Origin of the sequence: Agreia sp. VKM Ac-1783 (assembly GCF_900177765.1) — a bacterium.
Classification (GTDB): domain Bacteria; phylum Actinomycetota; class Actinomycetes; order Actinomycetales; family Microbacteriaceae; genus Agreia.
Genome location: NZ_FXWI01000003.1, coordinates 526,069 through 550,136, shown reverse-complemented (window position 1 = coordinate 550,136; position 24,068 = coordinate 526,069). Strand labels below are relative to the sequence as shown.

At 67.9% G+C, this 24,068-nt stretch carries 25 protein-coding genes; 12 read left to right on the top strand and 13 right to left on the bottom strand.

Annotation, left to right across the window (positions count from 1 at the left end; genetic code table 11):
• The first annotated feature begins 63 nt into the window (after positions 1-63).
• The 3 genes from CCK87_RS12225 to CCK87_RS12215 are packed head-to-tail and all read left to right on the top strand — an operon-like array spanning position 64 to position 2,137.
• On the top strand, positions 64-750 hold the full coding sequence (locus tag CCK87_RS12225) for a histidine phosphatase family protein (RefSeq protein ID WP_086461682.1): 687 nt from the start codon (positions 64-66) through the stop codon (positions 748-750).
• Between the two features lie 28 nt (positions 751-778).
• Entirely contained in the window at positions 779-1,342 is a 564-nt protein-coding gene (locus CCK87_RS12220; protein ID WP_086461681.1) for a DUF3090 domain-containing protein, read from the top strand.
• Complete coding sequence (locus tag CCK87_RS12215; protein WP_086461680.1) at positions 1,343-2,137, top strand: SCO1664 family protein; 795 nt, start codon at positions 1,343-1,345, stop codon at positions 2,135-2,137.
• Positions 2,138-2,224: 87 nt separating this feature from the next.
• On the opposite strand, the gene CCK87_RS12210 is transcribed toward CCK87_RS12215, so the two are convergent.
• Positions 2,225-2,470, bottom strand: coding sequence for a hypothetical protein (locus tag CCK87_RS12210; RefSeq protein WP_086461679.1), 246 nt, complete (start codon positions 2,468-2,470; stop codon positions 2,225-2,227).
• A 124-nt stretch (positions 2,471-2,594) separates the two neighbouring features.
• Positions 2,595-5,174, bottom strand: coding sequence for an ATP-dependent Clp protease ATP-binding subunit (locus tag CCK87_RS12205; protein WP_086461678.1), 2,580 nt, complete (start codon positions 5,172-5,174; stop codon positions 2,595-2,597).
• A 398-nt stretch (positions 5,175-5,572) separates the two neighbouring features.
• Between CCK87_RS12205 and CCK87_RS12200 the strand changes: the two genes are divergently transcribed.
• Complete coding sequence (locus tag CCK87_RS12200; protein ID WP_212638227.1) at positions 5,573-6,901, top strand: reverse transcriptase family protein; 1,329 nt, start codon at positions 5,573-5,575, stop codon at positions 6,899-6,901.
• A gap of 7 nt (positions 6,902-6,908) precedes the next feature.
• On the opposite strand, the gene CCK87_RS18295 is transcribed toward CCK87_RS12200, so the two are convergent.
• From CCK87_RS18295 to CCK87_RS12185, 4 genes are all read right to left on the bottom strand, one after another.
• Positions 6,909-7,070: a hypothetical protein gene (locus tag CCK87_RS18295; RefSeq protein WP_170927267.1), complete on the bottom strand. Its 162-nt coding sequence runs from the start codon at positions 7,068-7,070 to the stop codon at positions 6,909-6,911.
• A gap of 9 nt (positions 7,071-7,079) precedes the next feature.
• On the bottom strand, positions 7,080-7,268 hold the full coding sequence (locus CCK87_RS12195) for a hypothetical protein (protein WP_086461677.1): 189 nt from the start codon (positions 7,266-7,268) through the stop codon (positions 7,080-7,082).
• Positions 7,269-7,583 carry a hypothetical protein gene (locus CCK87_RS12190; protein ID WP_086461676.1) on the bottom strand — a complete coding sequence of 105 codons (315 nt, stop codon included), beginning with the start codon at positions 7,581-7,583 and terminating at the stop codon, positions 7,269-7,271.
• 78 nt (positions 7,584-7,661) lie between these two features.
• The gene (locus CCK87_RS12185) at positions 7,662-8,135 is read right to left on the bottom strand and encodes a MarR family transcriptional regulator (protein ID WP_249273873.1); all 474 of its coding nucleotides are present in this window, start codon (positions 8,133-8,135) and stop codon (positions 7,662-7,664) included.
• Positions 8,136-8,193: 58 nt separating this feature from the next.
• On the opposite strand from CCK87_RS12185, the gene CCK87_RS12180 reads away from it, so the two are divergent.
• Together CCK87_RS12180 and CCK87_RS12175 are read left to right on the top strand one after the other, a co-directional pair.
• Positions 8,194-9,006 carry a tryptophan-rich sensory protein gene (locus CCK87_RS12180; RefSeq protein ID WP_086461675.1) on the top strand — a complete coding sequence of 271 codons (813 nt, stop codon included), beginning with the start codon at positions 8,194-8,196 and terminating at the stop codon, positions 9,004-9,006.
• Complete coding sequence (locus CCK87_RS12175; RefSeq protein WP_086461674.1) at positions 9,003-10,649, top strand: DHA2 family efflux MFS transporter permease subunit; 1,647 nt, start codon at positions 9,003-9,005, stop codon at positions 10,647-10,649. Before CCK87_RS12180 ends, CCK87_RS12175 begins: the two co-directional genes overlap by 4 nt.
• On the opposite strand, the gene CCK87_RS12170 is transcribed toward CCK87_RS12175, so the two are convergent.
• On the bottom strand, positions 10,631-11,113 hold the full coding sequence (locus CCK87_RS12170) for a GNAT family N-acetyltransferase (RefSeq protein ID WP_086461673.1): 483 nt from the start codon (positions 11,111-11,113) through the stop codon (positions 10,631-10,633). The two genes, CCK87_RS12175 and CCK87_RS12170, sit on opposite strands and share 19 nt — an antisense overlap.
• A gap of 2 nt (positions 11,114-11,115) precedes the next feature.
• Complete coding sequence (locus CCK87_RS12165) at positions 11,116-11,994, bottom strand: neutral zinc metallopeptidase (protein WP_086461672.1); 879 nt, start codon at positions 11,992-11,994, stop codon at positions 11,116-11,118.
• 106 nt (positions 11,995-12,100) lie between these two features.
• Between CCK87_RS12165 and CCK87_RS12160 the strand changes: the two genes are divergently transcribed.
• Positions 12,101-13,306, top strand: a complete 1,206-nt coding sequence (locus tag CCK87_RS12160; protein ID WP_086461671.1) for an acyl-CoA dehydrogenase family protein — start codon at positions 12,101-12,103, stop codon at positions 13,304-13,306.
• A 150-nt stretch (positions 13,307-13,456) separates the two neighbouring features.
• Here CCK87_RS12160 and CCK87_RS12155 read toward each other — a convergent pair whose 3' ends face one another.
• Positions 13,457-14,032, bottom strand: a complete 576-nt coding sequence (locus CCK87_RS12155) for a cupin (protein ID WP_086461670.1) — start codon at positions 14,030-14,032, stop codon at positions 13,457-13,459.
• A gap of 164 nt (positions 14,033-14,196) precedes the next feature.
• On the opposite strand from CCK87_RS12155, the gene CCK87_RS12150 reads away from it, so the two are divergent.
• From CCK87_RS12150 to CCK87_RS12130, 5 genes are all read left to right on the top strand, one after another.
• The gene (locus CCK87_RS12150; RefSeq protein WP_212638226.1) at positions 14,197-15,285 is read left to right on the top strand and encodes a substrate-binding domain-containing protein; all 1,089 of its coding nucleotides are present in this window, start codon (positions 14,197-14,199) and stop codon (positions 15,283-15,285) included.
• Positions 15,282-16,874 carry a sugar ABC transporter ATP-binding protein gene (locus tag CCK87_RS12145; RefSeq protein ID WP_249273872.1) on the top strand — a complete coding sequence of 531 codons (1,593 nt, stop codon included), beginning with the start codon at positions 15,282-15,284 and terminating at the stop codon, positions 16,872-16,874. The genes CCK87_RS12150 and CCK87_RS12145 overlap by 4 nt, the downstream gene beginning before the upstream one ends.
• Positions 16,871-17,920 carry an ABC transporter permease gene (locus CCK87_RS12140; protein WP_086461669.1) on the top strand — a complete coding sequence of 350 codons (1,050 nt, stop codon included), beginning with the start codon at positions 16,871-16,873 and terminating at the stop codon, positions 17,918-17,920. The genes CCK87_RS12145 and CCK87_RS12140 overlap by 4 nt, the downstream gene beginning before the upstream one ends.
• Before the next feature lie 12 nt (positions 17,921-17,932).
• Positions 17,933-19,162, top strand: coding sequence for an S-methyl-5-thioribose kinase (mtnK, locus tag CCK87_RS12135; RefSeq protein WP_086461668.1), 1,230 nt, complete (start codon positions 17,933-17,935; stop codon positions 19,160-19,162).
• A gap of 376 nt (positions 19,163-19,538) precedes the next feature.
• Complete coding sequence (locus CCK87_RS12130) at positions 19,539-20,267, top strand: M50 family metallopeptidase (protein ID WP_086461667.1); 729 nt, start codon at positions 19,539-19,541, stop codon at positions 20,265-20,267.
• Between the two features lie 87 nt (positions 20,268-20,354).
• On the opposite strand, the gene mtnB is transcribed toward CCK87_RS12130, so the two are convergent.
• From mtnB to CCK87_RS12115, 4 genes are read right to left on the bottom strand one after another with little or no spacing between them, the layout of a single operon-like run.
• On the bottom strand, positions 20,355-21,008 hold the full coding sequence (mtnB, locus tag CCK87_RS12125) for a methylthioribulose 1-phosphate dehydratase (protein ID WP_249273871.1): 654 nt from the start codon (positions 21,006-21,008) through the stop codon (positions 20,355-20,357).
• Positions 21,005-21,733, bottom strand: a complete 729-nt coding sequence (gene mtnC, locus CCK87_RS12120) for an acireductone synthase (protein ID WP_249273870.1) — start codon at positions 21,731-21,733, stop codon at positions 21,005-21,007. The genes mtnB and mtnC overlap by 4 nt, the downstream gene beginning before the upstream one ends.
• Positions 21,730-22,956 carry a phosphotransferase gene (locus tag CCK87_RS18605; protein WP_249273869.1) on the bottom strand — a complete coding sequence of 409 codons (1,227 nt, stop codon included), beginning with the start codon at positions 22,954-22,956 and terminating at the stop codon, positions 21,730-21,732. The genes mtnC and CCK87_RS18605 overlap by 4 nt, the downstream gene beginning before the upstream one ends.
• Positions 22,953-24,026, bottom strand: coding sequence for a hypothetical protein (locus CCK87_RS12115; RefSeq protein WP_212638225.1), 1,074 nt, complete (start codon positions 24,024-24,026; stop codon positions 22,953-22,955). Before CCK87_RS12115 ends, CCK87_RS18605 begins: the two co-directional genes overlap by 4 nt.
• Positions 24,027-24,068 lie beyond the last annotated feature (42 nt).

The following is a 24,068-nucleotide window of genomic DNA, read 5'->3' as shown; positions in this document are numbered from 1 at the left end:
GGTTCGCGAAGTGCGTCACGCTTGCCGACCGGCCAGACCAGGCCTTCTGTCTAGTCTGATCACATGGGCACAGTGATTCTCGTGCGGCACGGCCGCACCCAAGCGAACGTCGACGGCATCCTCGCCGGGAGAACCGCCGGCGTCGATCTCGATGATCGCGGTCGCGAACAGGCCGCCGCGACTGCAGAGCGGCTGATGCCCGTTCCCCTCGTGGGCGTCGTCTCGAGTCCACTCGAACGGTGTCGCCAGACATCCGCTCTGATTCTCGACCGCCAGCAGGGCTCCCCCGCCTTTCTCGTCGAAGACGACATCACCGAGTGCGACTACGGCGACTGGCAGGGCGGCACTCTGAAGCAGCTCAGCACCGAGAAGCTGTGGAAGGTTGTGCAGTCGAGCCCCTCTGCCGTCGTGTTCCCCGGCGGAGAGTCGCTCGCGGCCATGCAGGCTCGATCGGTCGCGGCCATCCGGCGCATCGACGCAGAGTTCGAAGAGCAGCATGGGCCAGGGGCTGTGTGGGCGGCGGTCAGCCACGGCGACATCATCAAGTCGATCCTCGCCGACGCCTACGGCATGCATCTCGACCTGTTCCAGCGCATCAGCGTCGGCCCGGCATCCGTGTCGATCGTGCGCTACGGCTCGGGCTCGCCCAGCGTGCACGCGACCAACACCGAATCGGGCGACCTCTCCTGGCTGCGCACGGCCCCGCCGGTCGAAGATGCCCCCGTCGGAGGTGGGGCCGGCCCGGCCTGACGGCGCAAAGCGCTCGTAGACTAGAACCATGGCTCCCCTCGTCCACGCCTTCGATTGGCCCGACCGGGTGGTGGTCGGCACGATCGGCCAGCCCGGCTCCCGTTCCTTCTACCTCCAGGCCCGCACGGGCAAGCGCATCGTCAGCGTCGGTCTCGAGAAACAGCAGTCGGCCGCCCTCGCCGAGAAGATCGAGGAGGTTCTCGACGAGCTCATGACTCAGGAGGGCAACCCGGCCAGCGTTCCGGCGACGACCCCGATCGAGCTCGTCGACAACGACCCGCTCGATCCCGTCGAAGAAGAATTCCGCACCGGCACGCTCAGCCTCGGCTGGGATCCCTCGACCGCCCAGGTCGTCATCCAGGCGTTCCCGATCATCGAGATCGAGATCGACGAAGACCAAGACGAACTCGAGCTCGACCTCACCGACGTGGAACCCGACGAGATGCTCGTCGTGCGCATTCCGGTCGGCTCGGCCAGAGCCTTCGCCAAGCGCACGCTCGAGGTCGTCGGTGCTGGCCGTCCGCTGTGCCCGCTCTGCGGCATGCCGATGGATGCCGACGGGCACGTCTGCGACCCGTCGCCGGATTTGTAGATGGCGACGGAGGCGAACGGCTCCGGAGACGGTCTCGACGGCGAGCTCGACGGCGAGCTCGTGATCACCGGACGCATCACGACGGCGTCGAACGCCACGTTCCTCGCCCAGATCGGCGACACCGCCGTCGTCTACAAGCCGGTTGCCGGCGAGAACCCCCTGTGGGATTTCCCCGACGGCACCCTGGCCCACAGAGAGGCGGCAGCGTACCTGGTTTCCGAAGCGTTCGGCTGGAACGTCGTTCCCCGCACGTGGCTGCGAAGCGGCCCGATGGGCGTCGGCATGGTGCAGTTGTGGCAGGACATCGACCCCGACCAGGACGCCGTCGACCTGGTCACCGCGGAGCGACTTCCCGACGCCGGCTGGCGGCGGGTGCTGGATGGAACCGACGAGGAGGACCGCGAGGTCACGCTCATCCACGAGGACACCGACTCGCTCCGGCGCATGGCGATCTTCGACGTCGTGGCGAACAACGCCGATCGAAAGGGGGGCCATATCCTCGCCATGCCCGATGGGCACAGGCACGGAGTCGACCACGGCCTGACCTTCCACGCGGAGCATAAGTTGCGCACCGTGCTCTGGGGATTCACCGGCGACGAGCTGCGCCCCGACGAACTCGCCGCGATCGACGGGGTGCGCACGGCTCTTTACGACGAGCTGGGCGAGGCCCTGACTGCGCTCATCACACCAGCCGAGCTCGACGCGCTCGATGCCCGCTGCGAGCGACTGCTCTCGCGCGCCCACTTCCCAGCACCACGGGGCCATATGCCCGCGGTGCCGTGGCCACTCTTCTGACTCGCTGCGCGGCATCCGCGCCCATGCGGTTCATGCGCTGCTGGTCGACCGGCAGCGGATGCGCCGAAAGGGCGCGGATGCGGCCGGCTACTCCTCGGACTTGAGCGCGAGACCGATCGCGAAGAACGTCGGCGCCCAGTGGCCGATGAAGATTCCCCAGCGGTCGGACTGCGCCTTGTCGTCTGTCTTCTTGGCGCGGGAGGCGAGCCAGGCGACGAGCGCGAGACCGATCGATGCGAATCCCGCCAGGTACGCGAACTCGCTGCGCAGGCCGAGATCGTGCGCGGTGCGGATGGGGTTGAAGCCGGCTTGCTCGATGACTTTCTTTGCCATGGTGGGACCTTTCGTCAGGAGCCCGTGAGGGGCTGCCGCCACTCTGGCACGCGAAAACGCCCAGCCGCGCGGGATTGCGCGGGCTGGGCGTTCTCGTAGTATCTCGGGCCGATCCGGCCGAGTCTCAGGCGGCGAGCGGCAGCTCCGCGGTGGCCGAGACCACGCTGAGCTGGCCGTCGATCACGTCGACCGAGACCGAGCCGCCATCCAGAACTGCCGAGTTGACCAGCAGTTCAGCGATACGGTCGTCGAGTTCGCGCTGGATCACGCGACGCAGCGGGCGAGCACCGTACTCGGGCTCGTAGCCGTGCTCGGCGATCCAGTCGATCGCCGACTCGCTGATGTCGAGCGAGACGTTCCGTGCAGCCAGACGCGAGCGGGTCGCATCCAGAAGCAGGGCCACGATCTGCCGCAGCTGCGGCTGGTCGAGCTTGCGGAACAGCACGATCTCGTCGATGCGGTTGATGAACTCGGGCCGCATCGCCTCGCGCAGCTTGCCCATCACCCGGTCGCGCAGAGCCTTGTCATCACCGAAGCCGTCGGCGGCATTGGGGGCCGCGAAGCCGATGGGACCTCCACGACTCGCGAGAAACTCCGAGCCGATGTTCGACGTCATGATGATGACCGTGTTGCGGAAGTCGACCGTGCGTCCCTGTCCGTCGGTCAGGCGCCCGTCGTCGAGAACCTGCAGAAGCAGGTTGAAGATGTCGGGGTGCGCCTTCTCGATCTCATCGAACAGGATGACCGAGTACGGATTGCGCCGCACCCGCTCGGTGAGCTGACCGGCCTCGTCGTAGCCGACGTATCCGGGAGGGGCACCGACGAGACGCGACACCGTGTGACGCTCGCCGAACTCGCTCATGTCGAAGCGCACCATGGCCTTGTCGTCGCCGAACAGGGACTCGGCCAAGGCCTTGCCCAGCTCGGTCTTGCCCACGCCGGTCGGGCCGAGGAACAGGAAGCTGCCCACCGGACGGTTGGCGTCGCCCATGCCGGTGCGGTTGCGCCGCACGGCCTTGGCGACGACCGAGACGGCGTCGTTCTGGCCGATGACCCGCCCGTGCAGTTCGTCTTCGAGCACCGCGAGGCGCTCCCGGTCGACCTGGGTGAGGCGAGCGGCGGGGATGCCGGTCGCACGCGAGATCACGGCTGCGATCTCGGCCTCGCCCACGACAGCCTCAGCGGTGACAGCGTTGCCCGTGGATGCCGCGGGCTTGGCCGCCGCGAGCTTCTCGTGCACGGCCTCGATGCGGTCGCGCAGACGCGACGCCTCTTCGTAGTGCTCGAGCGAGACGGCCGCATTCTTCGACGCCTCGAGCTCGCTCAGCTCTTCGAGCAGGGCGGAGGCATCGACACGCGAGCCGAGGCTGAGGCGCAGACGAGCACCGGCCTGGTCGATCAGGTCGATCGCCTTGTCGGGCAGGAACCGATCGGTGACGTAGCGCGCCGACAGCTCGACGGCGCCACGGATGGCCTCGTCGGTGTAGCGCACGCCGTGGTGCTCCTCATAGGCGCCGCGGAGTCCGGAGAGGATCGAGACGGCGTCTTCTATGGAGGGCTCGCCGACGTGGACGGGCTGGAACCGGCGCTCGAGAGCGGAGTCCTTCTCGATGGAGCGGTACTCCTTGAGCGTGGTGGCTCCGACGACGTGCAGCTCGCCGCGAGCAAGTCGAGGCTTGAGGATGTTCCCGGCATCCATACCGCCCTCGCCGGAGCCGCCCGCGCCCACGACCGTGTGCAGCTCGTCGATGAAGACGATGAGCTCGGACTTGTGGGCACTGATCTCGTCCATGAGGGTGGTGAGGCGCTCTTCGAAGTCGCCACGGTAGCGGGTGCCGCCGACCATGGCCGCGAAGTCGAGCGAGACCACGCGCTTCTCGCGCAGCTGCTCGGGAACGTCACCGGATGCGATGCGCTGGGCCAGACCCTCGACGATCGCGGTCTTGCCCACGCCTGCCTCGCCGATCAGGACGGGGTTGTTCTTGGTGCGACGCGACAGGATCTCGACGGTCTGCTCGATCTCGTCGGCACGGCCGATCACGGGGTCGAGACCCCCGTCACGAGCCATGGCGGTGAGGTCGGTGCCGAACTTGTCGAGCATGGGCGTATCGGATGCCGCGGGCGCGTCGGGCTGCACGCTCGTGGCCTGCTCGCCCATCGTCTCGCGCATGCCGGACTGCAGCGCCTCGGGAGTGATGCCCGCGGCCGACAGCACCTGACCGGCGGGAGAGTCCTGGCCGATCACGAGCGCGAAGAAGAGGTGCTCGGGGTCGATGTAGGTCGAACCCGACGCGCGGGCGACCTGGTAGGCGTGGAACAGCGCGCGCTGCGCCGACTGCGTGAGCACGGGCGACTCGACCGCGTTCGCGGACTGAGCCTGAGGCAGACGCTGCTCGGCGGCGTTGGCGATGTCGGCCGGGCGCACGCCCAGACGAGCGATGACCTCGGCGGCGGGCTCTGCCTCGGCGAGTACACGCAGAATGTGCAGGGCGTCGAGCTCACGGTGGCCGTGCTCGATGGCGAAGCGACCCGCGGATGCGAGAACCTCGTGGGTACGCCGGCTCATGAGTCGGCTGATGTCGATGGAACGCCCGGCCTGGGCCGCGCGCTCGCCCTGCAGGTAGCGGGCGAGGAACTCGTCGAAAGAGTTGCTCCCGGATCCGTCGGAGTCCGGGGAAGAGTTGGGGTCGAAACGATCGGGCAAAGTAACCTCCTGTGAAACTTGAGTGCCTTCGACTCAACTCAACAATACAGAGCGCAATCTATTCCCGCCCGCTCTCCTGCGCTGGTCGAGTAGCGGTACGACGAAGGAGCCCGCGTATCGAGACCACGTCGATGATGGCCTCGATACGGTCGCAAAGCGACCTACTCGACCGGCGCAGAGGTTCCGCGAGCAGAGCCGGCGGGTTAGCGTGGGTGAATGCGACGAACTGCGGACGAGGCGGGTGCAGTCGACAGACGAACACCCTCTCCGGGGTCACCCCGGGGTACGAATCCCAGCCTGAACGCCCAACCGCAGGCGCCACACCGCGCTTCGCGCGGCCGCGTGCCCGCACCGATCGATTGGTCGTCCGCGGTTCGTCGCATCCTCGCCGAGGCCGTGTGAGGCAGCACTCCGTCGCGGTCGGCCTCTCGCACGCGATGCTCACCTCCCCCGAGTGGGCATTCGACGCGCTGGTGGATGCCTGCGGCCGCGCACTCGGAGTGCGCCCGGGATGGCTGTGGCCCCTGGTCGACGGAACTCTCGGCGCCTACCGCCGCCCGCCCCGAGACGCGCACCGCGAGCTCGCACGATGGATCGAGGCGAGCGACGACTTCCAGGGCGCGTTCGTTGCCGCACGCGAGGCTGGACGAGTCATCACTCTCGCCCGCCTCGAGACGGTCGCGGCCAGCATGGCGCCGACCTCGCTGGCCGTGCCATCCATCGCCGGACTCGGCGAGCTCGCCGACTTTCTCGAGGTGTCGCCGAGTCAGCTCGACTGGCTCACCGACACCGCGCACTGGAATCGCCGCACCCCTCGCGGACGCCTTCACCACTACAGCTACGACTGGCTCTTGCGACCCGGCCGCACTCCTCGGCTGCTCGAGGTACCGACCCCGCGCATGCGTCGCGTGCAACGCCGGGTGCTGGGCGACATCCTCAGCCGCCTGCCGCTGAACGACGCCGCCCACGGCTTCGTTCCCGGCCGATCTGCGGCGACCGGCGCCGCCGCCCATGTCGGAGCCGAGACCGTCATCACACTCGACCTCCGCAACTTCTTCGCTCGCGTGCCCGCTCGACGAGTGTTCTCCGTCTTTCGACAGGCCGGCTACCCCGAGGCAGTAGCGCACGCCCTGACCGGGCTCTGCACGCACGCGGTTCCGCCGTGGGTCGGTGCCCGGATGCCGGCGGGAGGCTCGACGGAGAATCGTGCGGCCCTGAGACGGGCGATCTCGGAGTCGCATCTGCCGCAGGGCTCGCCGACCTCTCCGGCGCTGTCGAACCTGGCCGTTCGCCGCCTCGACTCACGGCTGAGCGGCTGGGCCGAGGCATCCGGCGCGATGTATACCCGGTACGCCGACGACCTCGCCTTCAGCGGCGACCGGCTGCGCGGACGAGCGGCCGTCGCGTTCATCGCCGGCGTGGAGCGGATCGTGCGCGACGAGGGGCACGTGCTCAATGGATCGAAGACGAGAATCGCCGGCCGCGGGGCGAGTCAGCGCGTCACGGGCCTCGTCGTCAACGACGGCGTCGCGGTCGACCGAGCCTTCTTCGATGAGCTGAAGGCGATTCTGCACAACTGCGTGACACACGGCCCGCGCACTCAGAACAGGGCCGGTCACCCCGACTTTCGAGCCCACCTGGCGGGAAGACTCGCCTGGGTCGAGAGCGTCAGCCCCTCACGAGGAGCAAGACTGCGACGCGACTGGGATCGAATCGACTGGTCGTAGAAAGCCGCTACTTGCCCGCCAGGGCGGTGCACTGCGGGCAGTGCGGGTAGCCGTTCGTGCCGAACTTCTTGTTCTCGATCGCGATCGCCTTGCCCACCTCGCAGTTGCGGTCGTCGTGAAAGACGTGCGTGTCTTGCGGCTTCTTCGAGTAGTAGGGGTTGACCTTCATGGCCTCAGTCTACGAATCGGACGATGGCTCCGCGCCCGCACCCGGCCGGAACGCGGCGTCGTCACGGATGTCGATGCGCGTCGCCCCGTCGCGCTTCGACACGTCGATGCGCGGGTCGGCGTCGAGTTCTGTCGACTTCGGCGCACTGGTCAACTGATCGCGTCGCTTGTCGTCGGCGGTAGCCGGTGCGTCAGCCATTCAGTCGGCAGACGACGAGCTGGCAGACGACGAGCTGGCAGACGACGGGCTAGCAGACGATGAGGCGTCAGATGAGGATCCGGTGACCTTCTCTTTGGCAGCCTTCGCCACGTCGGCGATCTTCTCCTGCACGACGGGAGCGGCCTCACGCACGAGATCGCCAGCATCCGCTACGGCCTTCTGCACGTGCGGGTCGTGCCAGACGTCGTTCGCGCGCGCCTTGATCTCGGCGTACTTGGCGCGACCGGCCTTGGTGCCGAGTACGTAGCCGGCGGCGAGACCGACGCCGAGTCCGAAGATGAGTCGTGCTGCCATGGTGAGCTTCTTTCTCCTCGAGGGATGCGGTTCATCCAGGGTGGCACGATCGACGGGATGCCCAGCAGGGCTTGCGCTTCAGGCCTCCGGTTCCCAACGCTTCGCAGCAGACGACGCGATGATCGCCAGAAGCGCGGAACGGAAGACCTCGGGCTCGTCGACTTCCGGCATCATGTCGCGCTCCAGTGTGCGCGCGGAGTTCCAGACATCGGTACCCGCGGGTGTGACCGAGACGATGTGCCGTCGGCGGTCGCTCGGATCGGATACCCGCTCCACGAAGCCCTCTCGCTGCAGCCGCTCGAGCGTGCGCGAGATCGTCTGATTCTCGACGCGCGCGAGGCGAGCGAGATCTGTCTGGCTGCGGGGGGACTCCTGCAGCAGATGCAGAACGACCAGGCCCGCGTGCGTCAGGCCGATCTGATCGAGACGCTCCGTCCACGCGTGTTCGACGAGTCGAGATGCGGTGGCCAGAAGCCGACCGGTCGGCCACTCCTGCATGTTGGGGCCGACAGCGGAAGCGTTCGAAGCCTCGTTCACCGACTCATCGCTCATTCTGCAAATCTAGGCTACCGTCGAATAGTAAGCTAGCTGACTAATCGAGAGGCGCCCGATGTCCACATCCTCCAGCATCACCACGGCTGACAGAATCCGACAGGTCGTCGTCGCGGCGAGCGCCGTCGTCGCGGTCGTCGGCGCGTACATCGGCTCGGGAGCGGCGGGCGGAACGCCCATCCAGAATGCCGCGAATGGTGCCCTCACCGCCGACTCGACTCCGATAGCGCCCGCCGGCCCGGCGTCCTCGATCTGGTCGGTGATCTACCTCGGCCTGCTGGCCTACGCCGTGTGGCAGTTGCTGCCGAAACAGGCGAACGCCCCGCGGCAGCGTCTCGTCGGCTATTGGGTGGCTGCTTCTCTGCTGCTGAACGCGGCGTGGATCCTCAGCGTTCAATTCGACCAGCTCGCCCTCTCATGCGTCGTCATCGTCGTCTTGCTGGCCGTGCTCGCCCGCACGTTCCTCCTGCTCGTCGACGGACGTCCCGCAGGTGTCGTCGAGACGATCGTGCTCGACGGAACCATGGGGCTCTATCTCGGCTGGGTGTCGATCGCCACGGCAGCCAACATCGCCGCGGGACTGACCGCGGCGGGCTTCGACGGCTTCGGCTGGGGCCGAGATGCCTGGGCTGTCATCGTGCTCGCCGTCGCGGCGCTGGTCGGAGTCCTCATCGCCATCCGCGGTCGCGGACGCCTTGCACCGGCAGCGTCGCTCACCTGGGGCCTCGCCTGGGTCGCCGTGTCTCGCACGACCGGCGAACTCGTTTCGCAGCCCGCCATGATCGCCGCAATCGTGGCCGCGGCCGTCGTCGTCATCGCAACCGTCGGCATCCGCATCGCCTCGCGCGCCTCGCAGCCCGCACGCGCATGACCTCGTCGCCCACGACCTCGTCCCGCACGCGCTGGTACGGCCTCGTCTTCATCAGCGTCGCCGTCGCGCTGATCATCGTCGACTCCACGATCGTCAACGTGGCGATCCCCTCGATCGTGAAAGACCTCGACATCTCGAGCACTCAGGTGCAGTGGGTGCAGGAGTCCTACACGCTCGTCTTCGCGGCCCTGCTGCTGGTCTTCGGCACGCTCGCCGACCGATTCGGGCGCCGCCGGATGCTTCTGCTCGGCGTCGTGATCTTCGCCGCGTCGAGCGTGTTGGCCGCGATGGCACCGACGGGCGACCTCCTCATCGGTGCCCGCGTGCTGCAAGGGGTCGGCGGAGCGATGGTTCTTCCCACGACCCTGTCGATCATCAACGCCACGTTCCGCGGCAAGGATCGCGCGATCGCTTTCGCCATCTGGGGATCGACGATCGGTGGCATGACGGCTGTAGGGCCCCTCCTCGGCGGCTGGCTCACGACGGACTTCTCGTGGCGCTGGGCGTTCGGCATCAACGTGCCCCTCGGAATCGCGATCGTCGTCGGGCTGCTGCTGTTCGTGCGCGAATCGCGCGAGGCGACGGCGGCGGGCCGGGTGGATGCGGTGGGCGCGTTCCTCTCGATCGTCACGAGCGCGACGCTCGTCTTCGGACTCATCGAGGGGCGCAGCCTCGGCTGGTGGCTCGTCGACGAGCGCGTGACGATCGGCTCCTGGAGCTGGCCCGGAGACGTCTCTCCGGTGCCGATCTCGTTCGCGGTGTGCGTCGCCGCCGGTGTGCTGTTCGTTCTGTGGGGCAGACGACGGCAGCGCGCCGGGCTGAGCACGATGCTGGCGTTCGCGCTGTTCCGCATCCCGTCGTTCCGCAACGGCAACATCGCCGCCATGATCGTGAGCCTCGGCGAGTTCGGCATCATCCTGTCGCTGCCTATCTGGCTGCAGAACGTGCTGGGTTACGACGCGCTGCAGACCGGGTTCATCCTGTTGGCGCTGGCGATCGGCTCGTTCATGGCGAGCGGGTTCGCGGGGGCCTTCGGCAACCGCATCGCGCCGGTCGCCATCGTTCGCGTGGGTCTCGCCGCCGAGATCATCGGCGTCGCCGGCATCGCCGTCGTGATCGGACCCGACACGGGCTGGGGCCTGCTCGTGCCATTCCTCTTCGTCTACGGATTCGGTGTGGGCCTCGCGACGGCGCAGCTCACAGGCGTCGTACTGAAAGACGTGCCCGTCGAGCAGAGCGGGTCGGGCTCAGGCACCCAGTCGACATCGAGGCAGATCGGATCGGCGCTCGGCATCGCGATTCTCGGCACCGTGCTCTTCACGACGGCCGGGGCACAGCTCGACACCCGACTGTCCGACGCGGGCGTTCCGGATGCCCAGCGCGAGCAGATCGTGTCGGCCGTCGTCGACAGCTCCGGTGCGGCGATTAGCGGGCTCTCGGCAGATCCGTCGACGGCAGCGCAGGCGGAGTCGGCGAAGATCGCATTCTCAGACGGCACGAAGTACGCGGCGTTCTCTGCGGCGGCGTTCTTGTCGCTGGGATTCCTGGCCACCCTGTCGCTCGGCGGCCGGTCCGACGGCATTGATGCTCGGCGACGTCGACCCGACGGCGTGGAGGACGCCGCTCAGGGAACCCAGCGGTAGAGCAGCTCGGGTTCGGCGGCCTCGGACACGGAGTGCCGACCCGACGACGTTCCCTCCCTCACGAGAGAGAAGCCGACCGTCTCGAGGAACCGGGCCGCCACCGCGTTGCGTCGGAACACCCAGAGCTGCAAGCCCCGCGGACTCTCCCGCTTGGCGACCTCGACCAGTCGGTGTCCGACGCCGAACCCCTGTGCCGTGGTGCGCACGAAGAGCTGGCTGAGCCATCCGTCGTGCAGCGCGACGACGCCCACGACATTGCCGTCGACGGTCGCCACCCAGACGTCTGTCTTGTGCAGTAGGACATTGGATGTCCACCAGCGGTCTTCGTCGAGGGTATTGCGCCCCGCGAACCACGGCATCGAATCCGCCGTCGAGTAGTGGATCACCTCCGCCACCGCGTGAGCATCGCCGGCTGTGGCACGGCGCACATCGTCGATGTGCACCGTGACCCGCTCGCGCTTCATGACTACAGCTCAGACCCGCTGATCGTGAACGTGTCGCAGCCGCCTGCGCCGTTCTTCATGCCTACCTGGAACCACTTCTCCCGCTGTTCGCTCGACCCGTGGGTCCAGCTCTCGGGGTTCACCTGACCCGAGCCCATCTCCTGGATGCGGTCGTCGCCGATGACCGACGCGGCGTTCAGCGCGTCGGCGATCTGCGCATCCGTCACGGGCTCAAGAAAGGTGACGCCGTCTTGATCTTCGGTCGTGGATGCCGCGGCCACCCACGCGCCGGCGTAGCAGTCGGCCTGCAGCTCGGTGCGCACGGAGTCGGAGGTCGGGCCGGTGTCCGTGCGATCGGTGCGATCCATGACACCGAGAAGGTTCTGGATGTGGTGGCCGTACTCGTGCGCGACGACGTACATCTCTGAGAGGGTGCCGCCGGAGGCACCGAATTGCGTGCGCAGCTCGTCGAAGAACGAGGTGTCCATGTAGATGGACTGGTCGGGCGGGCAGTAGAACGGCCCGGTCGCGCTGGATGCCTGGCCGCAGCCTGTCGAGGTCGATTGCGTGAAGAGCACGAAGTCGTTGGGCTGGGTGAACTGAACACCGAGTCGTGGAGCCTCATCGGTCCAATAGTCATAGAGCGAGTTCTCCGCTCCGACCATCAGGCACTCGACGTCGGCGTTCGCCTCCGACCCGTATTGGCAACTGAGGTCTTCCTCGCTCTGCGTGCCCTGTTGAGCCCCGCCGGCCAATCCGGTGAGGTCGACCCCAAGGAACTGCGAGAGCAGAAAGAGCCCGATGACCACGACCGCGCTTCCGCCGCCGACGGCGATTCCGGTGTTTCGGCCGCGCTTGGACACGCGACTGGTGTCGAGCTTGGCGTTGTCGTTGAAGGTCATAGCAAGAAGCTAGCGCTTCGGCGAGGCCCCGGGCAGCCCCCGACGGCAGGGCACGGCATAGTGGTAATGAACGATATTCGCCCACCGCACCCGACCGGAGCCCGCCGTGTCAGACCAGCACTCCCCCACAGTGATCACCTCCGAAGAAGCCGCCCTCGATGCGGCCGAGTCGCTGGCGGAACGGTTCGCAGCAGATGCCGCCCGTGCCGATGCCGATGGCCGCGCGCCGTTCGAGCAGATCGCGGCGCTGCGCGCATCCGGCCTGCTACCCGCGCTGGTGCCCACCCGGCTCGGTGGCGGCGGCCTCGACTGGCACACGGTCTTGCGGGCGCTGCGCCCGATCATCCGCGCCGATGCCGGCCTGGGGCACGTGATCGCGTACCACTTCGTGAACTCGTGGCGCATCCGGCTCAACGAGAACCAGCATGTGATCGACGACCTCTACCGAGGCTTGTCGGCGTCGTCGTGGTTCTGGGGCGGGGCCGGCAACCCGCGGGATGCCGGACTCGAGTTGACGCCCACAGCCGGCGGTTTCACGGTCACGGGCCGCAAGTTCTTCGCCACCGGCGCGCAGCTGGCCGACCGGGTCACCGCGAGTGGAACCCGTGTCGACACCGGCGAGCGCCTCGCCATCGTGATCGACGCGACCGCCCCCGGCGTCGTGCACCACGACGACTGGAGCAACATCGGCCAGCGCCTCAGCGCATCCGGTTCGGTGTCGTTCTCCGAGGTGGCCGTTCCACACGCTCACGTGCTCGGCCCGAACGAGCAGGACGGGGAGCTGTATCGCCCCTATGGCTCGCTGTCGATCCTCGCGTTCCAGCTCGCCATGAACCACATCCACGTGGGCCTCGCCGAAGGCGCCCTCGCCGAGGCTGCCGACTACGCGCGCACCAAGACGCGGGCATGGGCGACCTCGGGCGTCGAGAATGCGATCGACGACCCCTACATCCGGCAGACGATCGGCGAGCTCACCGCTCAGACCAGAGCCGCGGATGCACTGACGTGGAGCGCGACGAACCTGTTCGTCGACGCCGCCAACAAGGGCTGGGAACTCGGCGACGAGGAGCGCGGCCGAGCAGCGGTGGAGATCGCCGCGGCAAAGGTCGTGACCACGCGCACGGCGCTGCACGTCGCATCGACCGCGTTCGAACTGATGGGCGCACGAGCAACCAGCGAGTCGGCCGCGATGGACCGGTTCTGGCGGAACGCGCGAACGATCACGCTGCACGACCCCGTGGCCTACAAGGCGCAGGAGGTGGGCGACTTCGCCCTCACGGGTGCGTTCCCGACGCCGAGCGCATACAGCTGATCGGGGTCTCGATACGGTCGCTGAGCGACCTACTCGACCAGCGCGGATGATGCGCCGGTCGAGTAGCGAGGAACGAGCGTATCGAGACCCCCCGTGGATGATCTCGATACGGCCGCGAGCGGCCTACTCGATCAGCGCATGGCGTGAGATCTAGGCGGAGACGCTCGCGAGCTCGTCGTAGGTGGCGAAGTCCTTCGCGATCTCGCTGCCCGTGAAGTTGCCGATCCATCCGTCGTCGTCGTGGAAGAAGCGCACCGAGACGTACTCGGGACGCGTACCCATGTCGAACCAGTGCGTCGTGTTCGCGGGAACGGAGATGAGGTCTCCCGCCTCGCAGAACACCGCGTTGACCTTTCCGCCGGCGCGCAGGTAGAAGACGCCGCTGCCACGAGCGAAGAAGCGGTCCTCATCGTCGTCGTGACGGTGCTCGCTCAGAAACTTCTGCCGAGCGGTCGCTGCCTGCTCGAGGTACTCCGGCGAGTTGTCGTCGACGATCGAGACGACGTCGACGAGGGTGTACCCCTGCGCGGCGTTCACGGCGTCGATCTCGTCGCGATAGGCGGAGAGCACTTCCTCCTGCGTCGGCTCGGCCGAGAGCTCTTTGAGCTCCCATCGGCTGAACCGGGCGCCGAGCGTCGAGAGCACATCGGTGATGACCTGCGCGTCGCGGGTCTGGAGTTCGGGGGCGGAGGCGTCGTTCTCGTCCCACACGGTCAGAAGAGTCATACGCCAATCGTAACGATCAGGCTACGGGCCGGGCCACACGAGTAATACGAGGTCATACGGCGTAAACGCCAAGGTCGCTGCTGGTTGAATCTGATCATCACACTCCGGCCTGTTCGCAGTGTGGCCCGACTCGCTTGCCCTACCCACAGCTTTCAGGAGACACCATGGCCATCTCGCGCCGCATCCCGCTCATCGTGCTCGCCGCGACGACAGTGCTCGCACTCTCTGCCTGCGCCCAGTCGAACGGCACCACATCAGAAGGGTCGACCGATGCTCCGGCCACCGCCTCCGCAGCGTTGCCCGCTCCCTTTGACGGCGACCCGGTCAAGGTAGCCCTGGTGCGCCAGTCTGGAGCCGGCGACTACTTCGAGGCGTGGGGAGCAGGCGCCGCCAAGCAGGCCAAGTCGGCAAACATCGACCTCACGGTCACGGATGCCCGCAACGACAACGCGAAGCAGGCCAGCGACCTCGAGCAGGCCATCGCATCCAAGCCCGACGCGATCATCGTCGACCACGGCCAGACCGACACCTTGCAGCCCCTCATCACGCAGGCCGTCACCGCGGGAATCCCCGTGGTCGTCTACGACCTCGCGTTGACCGACGCGACCGGCGTCGTCACGACCTCGCAGTCAGACGAATCTATGGCCTCGGGCGTTCTCGACCAGCTCATCGACGACGTCGGCGACGGAGCCAAGGTGGGCTACGTCTCGGCCTCCGGCTACGCGGCCCTCGACCGTCGCGATGTCGTCTGGAAGAAGTACGTCGCCGACCACAAGCTCGACGTCGCGTTCTCGACCGGCAAGGTGTCGGAGTCGACCGCGACCGACAACATCCCGCTCGTCGACGCCGCCCTCAAGCAGAACCCCGACGTCAAGGCGATCTTCGCGCCCTACGACGAGATCACCAAGGGCGTCGTGCAGGCTGTGAACCAGAACAACCTCGGCTCCAAGGTGAAGGTCTACGGCATCGACATCTCGAACGCCGACATCGAGGTCATCACGGCAGACGGCAGCCCCTGGGTCGCCACGTCGGCGACTGACCCGTCCGCCGTCGGTGCAGCGGTCGTGCGCTCCCTCGCTCTCAAGCTCGCCGGCCAGCTCGACGAAGACGACGTGCAGTTCCCGGCCAAGACGATCACGCAGTCGTTCCTGAAAGACAACTCGATCGACAACGTCACCTCGCTGCGCGACAAGGAGCCGAGCCTCGACCTCTCCGATCAGGTCACTGCCGACTGGCTTCCCGCCAACTCGTGATCGATTCGTCCATCCCTGAGGGAGGCGACCAGGCGACGCTGTCGCCCGTCGTCTCCCTTTCGGGCGTCTCCGTGGCCTACGGATCGAACGTCGTTCTCACGGATGTGACGCTCGACTTCTTCGCCGGCCGCATCACCGCCCTGCTCGGCGCGAACGGTGCGGGCAAGTCCACCCTCATCAAAGCTCTCTCCGGCGCCAACCCGAGGTACTCGGGCGACATCTCCATCGAAGGCACCCTGCTCCATCTCTCCTCCCCCGTGCTCGCCAAGGCGCACGGCATCTCGACCGTGCATCAGAAGGTCGCAGACGGCATCGTGCCCGGACTCTCGATCGCCGAGAACGTGATGCTCGACGATTTGGCGAATGCATCCAGGCACCCGCTTCGCAACGCGAAGCAGTCGCTTCTCGACGCCCGTGCCGCGCTCGCCACCCTCGGTCTCGACTGGCCCGACTCCCTTCTCGTGCAGGATGCCGCCCGGCTCAGCATCTCGGATGCCCAGCTGCTCGTGCTCGCCCGGGCGCTCAGGGGCACACCGAGACTCCTCATCCTCGACGAGCCGACCTCGGCACTGACCGCCGCCGAGGCCGAGCGACTCTTCACGGTGCTCCGATCGCTCCGCGACACCGGGCTCTCGATCGTCTACGTCTCACATCGCTTCGGTGAGATCGAGGCCCTCGCCGATCGCGTCGTCGTCTTGCGCGACGGCGTCGTGCAGCACAACTCAGAGCGGCCCTTCGCCTGGAACGCGATTCTGCACGACATGCTCGGTCGCGCGACCGAACTCGAACAGACGCGGGTGGATGTCCGCCGCGGGCACGACGTCGTGGCCCACGTGAGCGGCGTCCCCCTTCTTCCCGCAGCGCCCCCGCTCGACCTCGAGGTGCGCACGGGTGAAGTGCTCGGCATCCTCGGGCTCATCGGGGCCGGCAAGACCGAACTGGCCGAGCTCCTCGCCGGGCTGGCGCGACCGGCATCCGGAAGCCTGTCGCTCGGCGGAGAGCCATACGCGCCCAAACGGCCGTCCGATGCTCTGCGCCGGGGAGTCGTGCTCGTTCCCGAAGACCGCCAGCGCCAGGCCCTGCTGCCCGGCTGGTCTGTCGCGCACAACATCTCGATCCCGTTTCTCAAGCTGTCGTCGGCTCTCGGCACCCTGCGCGGAGCCCGTGAGATCTCGCGCGCGCAGCAGGTCATCGACTCGCTCGGCGTCGTGACGGCCGGGCCGAGTGCGTCGATCGACGACCTCTCCGGCGGCAACCAGCAGAAAGTCGTCGTCGGTCGGTGGCTGTCGGCCGAACCGCGCCTCGCTCTTCTCGACGAGCCGTTTCGCGGCGTCGACATCTCTGCCCGTCGCGAGATCGGCGATCGTCTCAAAGACCTCGTCGCAGCCGGAGACGCGGCAGCCGTCGTGCTCTCGAGCGACATCGACGAGATCCTCGAGGTCGCCGACCGCATCATCGTGCTCGTCGCCGGCGCGATCGAGCTCGATGCCTACGCCGATGAGACAGACAGGGCGAGCATCGTCGGGGCATTCCTCGGCGCGCGCACCCGAGACCATTCCGCCGTTCCGCCCGAAGGACACCCGAAATGACCAGCGCTCCCCTCTCTCCCACGACCGCGTCGTTCGCCGAGCGCGGAGCCGCGTTCGTCGTGCGCTGGGGCTTCATCGCCGTGACCGTCGCGCTCATCGCCTACTTCGTGATCACCGAGCCCAACTTCCGCACGCTCGACAACGTCTTCGGCATGCTCAAGTTCATCGCTCCGACCGCCATCGCGGGCCTGGGAGTCATGCTCGCGATCACGGTGGGTGGAATCGATCTCTCGGTGGGAGCATCCGCCGGGTTCGCCGTGTCGATCGCCGCCTGGACGATGGTGATCGGCAATCAGGTGGGCGGCGTCGCGATCGGCGTCGTGCTGCTCGGGGGCCTGCTGATCGGCGGACTGAACGCGTTCCTCATCGTCGTGGCGCGCATCCCCGATCTGCTCGCCACTCTGGCGACCTCGTTCGTGATCGTCGGGCTCAAGCTGCTGATCGTCGATGGCAAGTCGATCTCGTCGCAGATGTCGCTGGCCGATGGGTCGACCGCGCCGGGCAAGTTCACGGCCGACTACCTCTGGCTCGATAGGGGCAGCCTCGGCCCTGTTCCCATTCCCGTCATCATCTTCGTGGCCATCACCGCCCTGCTCTGGTTCATCCTCGAGCACACCCGCTGGGGGCGCGCCCTCTACGCGGTCGGCGCGAACGCCGAAGCTGCCCGGCTCGCCGGCATCCGGGTTCAGCTCTATCGCACCGTCGCCTACATGGGCTGCGGCCTTCTCGCCTCGATCGCCGGTCTGTTGCTCGGCGCCCGCATCGGCCAGGGCGACGTGTCGGCGGGCAACTCGCTGCTTCTGGATGCCGTGGCCGTGGCCCTCGTCGGCGTCTCGGTTCTCGGCATAGGCAGGCCCAACGCCTGGGGAACCGCGCTCGGCGCCATTCTCATCGCCGTGATGGTCACGGGATTCACCATGGTGGGATTGCCCTACTACGCGCAGGACTTCGGCAAGGGCATCGTGCTGCTGATCGCGCTGCTGTTCAGCTTCACGTTCTCGCGCCGGCGCACCGTCGTCACCGCCGGCAGCACCACCTCGTCGTAGAGACTTGTCGTCATGACCGACTTCAGCCAACTCACCGTCGACACCGTGGCCGCCTATGTGGCTCAGCGACCCGCGCTCGCCGCGCGCATCCGCACCGACGGGCCGCTCGACGTGGTCGAGGTGGGCGACGGAAACCTGAATCTCGTCTTCATCGTGCACGACGACTCCGGCTCGTCACTGGTGCTGAAGCAGTCATTGCCGCACGTGCGCACCGATCCGAGCTGGCCGATGACCCGCGAGCGCAGCGCCCGCGAGGCCCTCGTGCTGCGGACGCACGAGTCGGCCGACGCGCAGCATGTGCCGGCCCTGTACGACTTCGACGACTCGAACTACGTACTCGCCATCGAGAACCTCAGCGACCATTCCGTGTGGCGCAGCGAACTGAACGAGGGGCGGGTGCACGGGTTCGCGGCGGCGGAGATCGGACGCTACGTCGCGCGCACCGCTTTTCACACCTCGGTGTTCGGGCTCGATCCGCTCGAGCAGAAGAAGCTCGCTGCCGCATCGATCAATCCCGAGCTGTGCGAGATCACCGAAGACCTCGTGTTCACCGAGCCCTATATCGAGCACCCGCACAATGCCGTGCTGCCCGCGAACGAGGCCGACGTTGCTGCGCTGCGCGCCGACCGTGCCCTGCTGGCCGAGATCGGCATCGCCAAGTACCGCTTTATGACGAGCGCGCAGTCGCTGATCCACGGCGATCTGCACACGGGTTCGGTCTTCGTGCGCGACGCATCTGCTGGGGTGTCGCCATCTGTTCGTGCCTTCGACAGCGAGTTCGGATTCTTCGGCCCCACGGGATTCGACCTCGGAGCGCTCTGGGGCAACTTCGTGATCGCTGCGGCGCGCGCCTTGGCGCTGGGCTCTGGCGAGCGGGCCTCCGAGATCCTCGAGTTGCCGGCTTCGCTCTGGGGCGCATTCGAGGCGGAGTTCCGGTCACTGTGGCCGTCGCGCCGCGACGACCGCGTGTGGGGCGACGACGTGCTCGAGGCTCTGATCCGCGAGTTCAGGCAGGATGCCGCCGTCTACGCCGGGGCGAAGGCCATCCGGCGCATCATCGGCTTCGCCAAGGCGAGCGACATCGAGACCCTCGACCCTGTGCTGCGCGAGGGCGCCGCGCGCGGAGTACTGCGGGCCGGCCGCGCACTCATCCTCGAGCGAAAGGCACTCGACACCGTCGAAGCGCTCTCTGCTGAGACAGCCGCGATCCTGCACGAAACGGTCACCCACTTCGAGTTCTAAACCCGGGGCCATCCTCCCTTTGCGCTGGTCGAGTAGGTCGCGCAGCGACCGTATCGAGACCGCTCCCCTCCGCCCGCGCACCCAAGGCGCCGGTCGAGTAGCCGCGCGACGAAGGAGCCGGCGTATCGAGACCATGGAGGCCAGTCGCCAACGGACGGAGATCCGGTCATCCGACGTCGTATACGCGCTGGATTCACTGATCTCCGCCCAACTCCATCCGTTCGGGAGGAGATTCGCCACTCCGATGCGCTATCCACGTCGGATGTGCGTATCTCCTCCCGTTCGACAGACGGACGGGCCTCGATACGGTCGCTGAGCGACCTACTCGACCTGCGCACCCCAGCACCCTCCGAGCTCTGTCGCCTAGGCTCGGCGGGTGGATGCACTGCTCGCGTTCTGGGAGCGCGTGACCTCCCAGCAGCCCGTCCTCCCCGTCACCGAGAGCTGGATCGCCATCGCGGTGGCCGCCGCGGTCGTCGTCTTCCCCCCGAGTTGGCGCCTGGCGCGTCATGCGGTGACCATCGCGCACGAGGCCGGCCACGCGCTCGTCGCGACCCTGACCGGCCGAAAGCTGTCGGGCATCCGGCTGCACTCAGACACGTCGGGTGTCACGGTCAGCCGCGGCAGGCCGCGCGGCCCGGCGATGATCGCCACCCTGCTCGCCGGCTACACGGCGCCCGCGATCCTCGGGCTAGGCGCATCCTGGATGCTCGGGGCCGGCTACGCGACCGGCATGCTCTGGGCGCTGCTCGCGGCCCTCGCCCTGGTGCTCGTGCAGGTGCGCAACTGGTTCGGCCTGTGGAGCGTACTCGTCTCGGGCGCACTCGTGTTCGCCGCGACGTGGCTGCTCGACGAGCGCTGGCGCGCGCTCGTCGCCACGGCCGTCGCGGCCTTCATGCTGCTCGGCGCGCTGCGGGCCACCATCGAATTGCAGCGCGTCAGGCGGGGCGGCAGGGCGAGAAACTCGGATGCCGACCAGCTCGCGCGCCTCACCCACCTACCGGGCATCGTCTGGGTCGGGGTGTTCCTGGTCGTCGCCGCGGGCTGCGCGGTGCTCGCCGGGGCATTCCTGGGGCTCACTCCGCTGCCGAGCGTCGCGGGCTGAGGCCGCCTCCCTGCATTTCGTGCACCCTCAGCCGATCCTCGTCGGATAGCGACGAGCCGAGGCTGAGACTGAACGAAATCGACGTGACTACCGCCGCGCGAGCGCGATCTGCAGCAGCGCCTCGGTGAGTTCGAGGTGCCAGCGCGCCTGTCGAAGGTCGCGACCCCACGCGTAGATCCCGTGGTCGGCCACGATCAGGGCCGGCGCGTCGTTCGCGCCGTCGGCCGGCCGCACGTACAGCCGCTCGAACGCGTCACCGAGCACCGCCATGTCTTGTCCATTCGCGATCACGGGAATCGTCACCGTCTCGCCGTGCGCTGAGTGCCCGATACCCTTCAGCATCTCCAGATCGCGAAGCACCACGCCCTCGGGCCAGTGGTGCCCTGCTGTCACGGCCGCGAGCGCGTGAACGTGAATGACCGCCCCGGCGCCGGTGAGCGCCGCAATGCGGGCGTGCAGCCCGGCCTCGGCCGAGGGACGCTGCTCCGAGCCGCCCTCGCCGATCACGCCAACCCCGTCTGCGTCGACGATCACGATGTCGGCGGCCGTCAACTCGCCCTTGTCGAGACCGGATGCCGTGACCGCCAGGCGAAGCGGGTCGCGCCCCACGGTCACCGACAGATTGCCGGCCGTTCCGGGCATCCACCCCCGCGCGGCGAAGCGCGCACTATCGGCGGCGAGCTGAGCGCCGGCCCGGCTGAGCGTCTCGGCCGTGACCTCGCCGTCGTCGAAGACGTTCACGGCGCCGAGACCTCGACGTGCTCGAACGACGAGACCACCGGGGCGGTTCCGAAGTCGGCGCCGAGGAACGGCTCGCCCTCACGCGAGAACGCGACCACTTGCCATCCGGCGTTCTGGGCGGCGCGCACCTCGTCGGGGTTGTCGGTGAAGAACACGAGGTCTGCAGGCTCGGCGCCGAGACGGGCCGCGATGGTGTCGTATGACGACGCCACCTTCTTGGGCCCGGCGTTGACCGTGTCGAAGTAGTCGGTGATCAGGGGCGTGAGGTCGCCGTCGGGCGAGTGCCTGAACCACGGCACCTGCGAGGTGACCGAGCCCGAGGAGAAGACGGCGATCTCGACGCCGTTCGCGTGCCATGCGCGCAGGCGCGGAATGACGTCGTCGAAGAAGTGCGAGTTGATCTCACCGCGGCGGAATCCCTCGGCCCAGATCTGGCCCTGCAGCGTCTTCAGAGGTGTGGCCTTCACGTCCTGCGCCATCCAGTCGTGCAGCACGCCGACCACCTGCTCGGTGTCGGCACCCGACGGCAGCCCGGCGTCGGCGATGGCCTGCGCGCGCGCCTCGGCTACGGCGGCGTCGTTCGCGTGGGCGTCGAGCCAGCTCTGCAGGCGGGGGCGTGCGTAGTCGTAGAGGTCGCCCAGAATGAACCCGGCGGCGCTCGTGGTGCCCTCCAGATCGACCACGAGGGTGCGCGCGGTCAGAGAGAGTGATGCGGTGTCGGTCACGGTGTTGCTCCTGGGTTCTCGGGCGAGGTCGGGTCGTCGGTCACAGTGAGGGGCGCGGCGGTTCCGGTCACGATCCAATGCCGGGCGGCGTCGAAGACGGCGCGCTGGGCTCGCGGTGCAGCGTCGGATGGCAGGCTCTCGAGGTCGGCGGCGTGCGACCAGCCGGCCACCCGGCGTATGGCCTCGACACCGGCGAAGCGCCAGGCATCCGTGCGCACCGACTCGAAGAAGTCGTCGTCGAAGGCGACCGAGTCGTTCTCGTCCCATACCGCGACGAAGGCCTGCCAGCTCGCGTCGATGGCATCTTCGCGTGCGGCGGCCAGACCGTCGTGACCGGCGGCGCGGGCGGCGATGGATGCGATGGCGAGGTTCGACCAGAACAGCCCGAGATCGAGGCCGATCGGCCCGACAAAGCTGAACTCGGGATCGAAGACGGTGACCTTCTGCGTCTTCTCGGGAGTCGTTCCGATCATCACGGATCCCGAGTGCAGGTCGCCGTGCAGCAGGGCCTGGTCGGCGTTCTCGAAGCGATCGCGCACGATCGCGACTCCAGCCTGCACCTCGGCGTCGTTATAGAGACCGACAACGCGCTCGTCGAGCGACGGATGCCACCAGTTGTGCTCGTGCGCACGGAACGGTTCATCAAGGACGACCTCCGTGGTCAACCGGCACAGCTCGGTGTTGGCCGAATCGGCGACCAGTTCGGCGTGCGCCGAGGCTCCGAGCACCTGCACGCTCGTGGCGAGGCTGAGCTCGCCCACGAACCGCCCCACGACATCGCCGATCGCACCGAAGTCGATGTACGACACCGCCCGCCCGGCCGTCGCATCCTGCACCTGGCGCACGAGCTCGTCTCGCAGCACCTCGAGGGCCGAGAGGTCTTCCATGACCATCACGAACCGGTCGAGGTCGACGTGCACGATCGAGGGGACGGCATCAGGAACGAGCCGACCGAGTAGTTCGTAGGCGCGCGCCTCAGCTCCGATGCGGGCGGGGTCGATGGGCCACTCGGGGCCGGCGGCCTGCACGAAGGGAGGAGCCTGCTTCACCGCGACGCTGCCGAGGGGCCCCGCGGCGATGAACACGCGATTCATGTTGCCCGCGGTCACCTCGCGCACGGTCACGTCGGCGGCATCCACGGCCAGGGTGTCGACGAGGCCGACGAGAGACAAGTAGCCCACGACCTCGTCGCGGTTCGTGAGCAGGGCGTAGTCGAAGGTCACGGGCGCTCTCCGGCGAAGTAGTCGGCGATGTTGTCGGGGGCGAAGTCGCCGCGGTCGGTCACGATACGGGTGACGAAGCGCGGCGGCGTCACGTCGAAGGCCGGGTACCAGGCGTCGGTGACGAGACCGGATGCGGTGCGCGTTCCGAGCGTCGACAGCACCTCGGCCGGGTCGCGGTCTTCGATCACGATGTCCGCGCCCGACGCGAGCGTCGCATCCGGGGTCTGCACGAGCGCATAGAAGGGGATCTCGAAGGCGTTCGCGGCGATCGCGAGGCCGAGCGTGCCGACCTTGTTGGCGATGCTGCCGTCGAGGCTCACCCGGTCGGCCGCGGTGACGAGAGCGTCGATGGGTCCGATCGACGAGCCCGGGGCGAGGGCGGCCGCGCCCATTCCATCAGTGATGAGGGTGACGTTCTGGCCGAGCTCGCGCAGGGTGTGCGCGGTGAGGCGGGCTCCCTGCAGGTAGGGGCGGGTCTCGGTGGCGACCCAGTCGTAGTGATTGCCAGCTTCGGTCGCGGCGCCGACGAGCTCGATCAGATAGGAGTCCATCCAGCAGTGCGTGAGGATCGTCGCGCCGTCGGGCAGCAGTGCGACAGCGTGCCGGGCGAGGCGGCGGCTGCGCGCGTGGTACTCGTCGAGGCCCTCGCGTACGGTGTCGATCGCGCGCTCGACGAGCTCGTCGGTGCTCGTCGCCGCTTCGATCGCGTGCACCACCAGATCGACGGCCTCGCGCGGGTGCCCGTTGGTGGGCCGGGCCGTGGCGAGCGCATGGCCTGCGGCGGCCATGGATGCGCGGGCCGCGTCGACCGTGAGGCCGCGGGCCTGCAGGGCGGCGAGTTCGAGCCCGGCGTATGCGGCGTAGAGGGGTCCGGAGCTCTGCGTGACCATGGTCCGGATCGCCTCGGCGACCTCGAGGGGAGTCTCCGCTCGCACCCATTCGACGTGCTCGGGAAAGACGCGGCGATCGAGGATGAGCACGGCATGCGCGCCCGAGCGCTCGTCGCTGACGAGCCGAACGGAGTCGTCGAGCGTCGCAACAGGCCGCCTCGCCCCATCGATGTGCGTCACGTGCGCTCCTCAGCCTCTCGGGAAAGCCCCCATCGAGGATAC

What these genes read in the sequence shown, in the direction of transcription:
- CCK87_RS12225 (WP_086461682.1), top strand. Translation starts at nt 64, where the DNA reads ATGGGCACAGTGATTCTCGTGCGGCACGGCCGCACCCAAGCGAACGTC.
- CCK87_RS12220 (WP_086461681.1), top strand. Translation starts at nt 779, where the DNA reads ATGGCTCCCCTCGTCCACGCCTTCGATTGGCCCGACCGGGTGGTGGTC.
- CCK87_RS12215 (WP_086461680.1), top strand. Translation starts at nt 1,343, where the DNA reads ATGGCGACGGAGGCGAACGGCTCCGGAGACGGTCTCGACGGCGAGCTC.
- CCK87_RS12210 (WP_086461679.1), bottom strand. Translation starts at nt 2,470, where the DNA reads ATGGCAAAGAAAGTCATCGAGCAAGCCGGCTTCAACCCCATCCGCACC.
- CCK87_RS18295 (WP_170927267.1), bottom strand. Translation starts at nt 7,070, where the DNA reads ATGAAGGTCAACCCCTACTACTCGAAGAAGCCGCAAGACACGCACGTC.
- CCK87_RS12195 (WP_086461677.1), bottom strand. Translation starts at nt 7,268, where the DNA reads ATGGCTGACGCACCGGCTACCGCCGACGACAAGCGACGCGATCAGTTG.
- CCK87_RS12190 (WP_086461676.1), bottom strand. Translation starts at nt 7,583, where the DNA reads ATGGCAGCACGACTCATCTTCGGACTCGGCGTCGGTCTCGCCGCCGGC.
- CCK87_RS12185 (WP_249273873.1), bottom strand. Translation starts at nt 8,135, where the DNA reads ATGAGCGATGAGTCGGTGAACGAGGCTTCGAACGCTTCCGCTGTCGGC.
- CCK87_RS12180 (WP_086461675.1), top strand. Translation starts at nt 8,194, where the DNA reads ATGTCCACATCCTCCAGCATCACCACGGCTGACAGAATCCGACAGGTC.
- CCK87_RS12175 (WP_086461674.1), top strand. Translation starts at nt 9,003, where the DNA reads ATGACCTCGTCGCCCACGACCTCGTCCCGCACGCGCTGGTACGGCCTC.
- CCK87_RS12170 (WP_086461673.1), bottom strand. Translation starts at nt 11,113, where the DNA reads ATGAAGCGCGAGCGGGTCACGGTGCACATCGACGATGTGCGCCGTGCC.
- CCK87_RS12165 (WP_086461672.1), bottom strand. Translation starts at nt 11,994, where the DNA reads ATGACCTTCAACGACAACGCCAAGCTCGACACCAGTCGCGTGTCCAAG.
- CCK87_RS12155 (WP_086461670.1), bottom strand. Translation starts at nt 14,032, where the DNA reads ATGACTCTTCTGACCGTGTGGGACGAGAACGACGCCTCCGCCCCCGAA.
- CCK87_RS12150 (WP_212638226.1), top strand. Translation starts at nt 14,197, where the DNA reads ATGGCCATCTCGCGCCGCATCCCGCTCATCGTGCTCGCCGCGACGACA.
- CCK87_RS12140 (WP_086461669.1), top strand. Translation starts at nt 16,871, where the DNA reads ATGACCAGCGCTCCCCTCTCTCCCACGACCGCGTCGTTCGCCGAGCGC.
- mtnK (WP_086461668.1), top strand. Translation starts at nt 17,933, where the DNA reads ATGACCGACTTCAGCCAACTCACCGTCGACACCGTGGCCGCCTATGTG.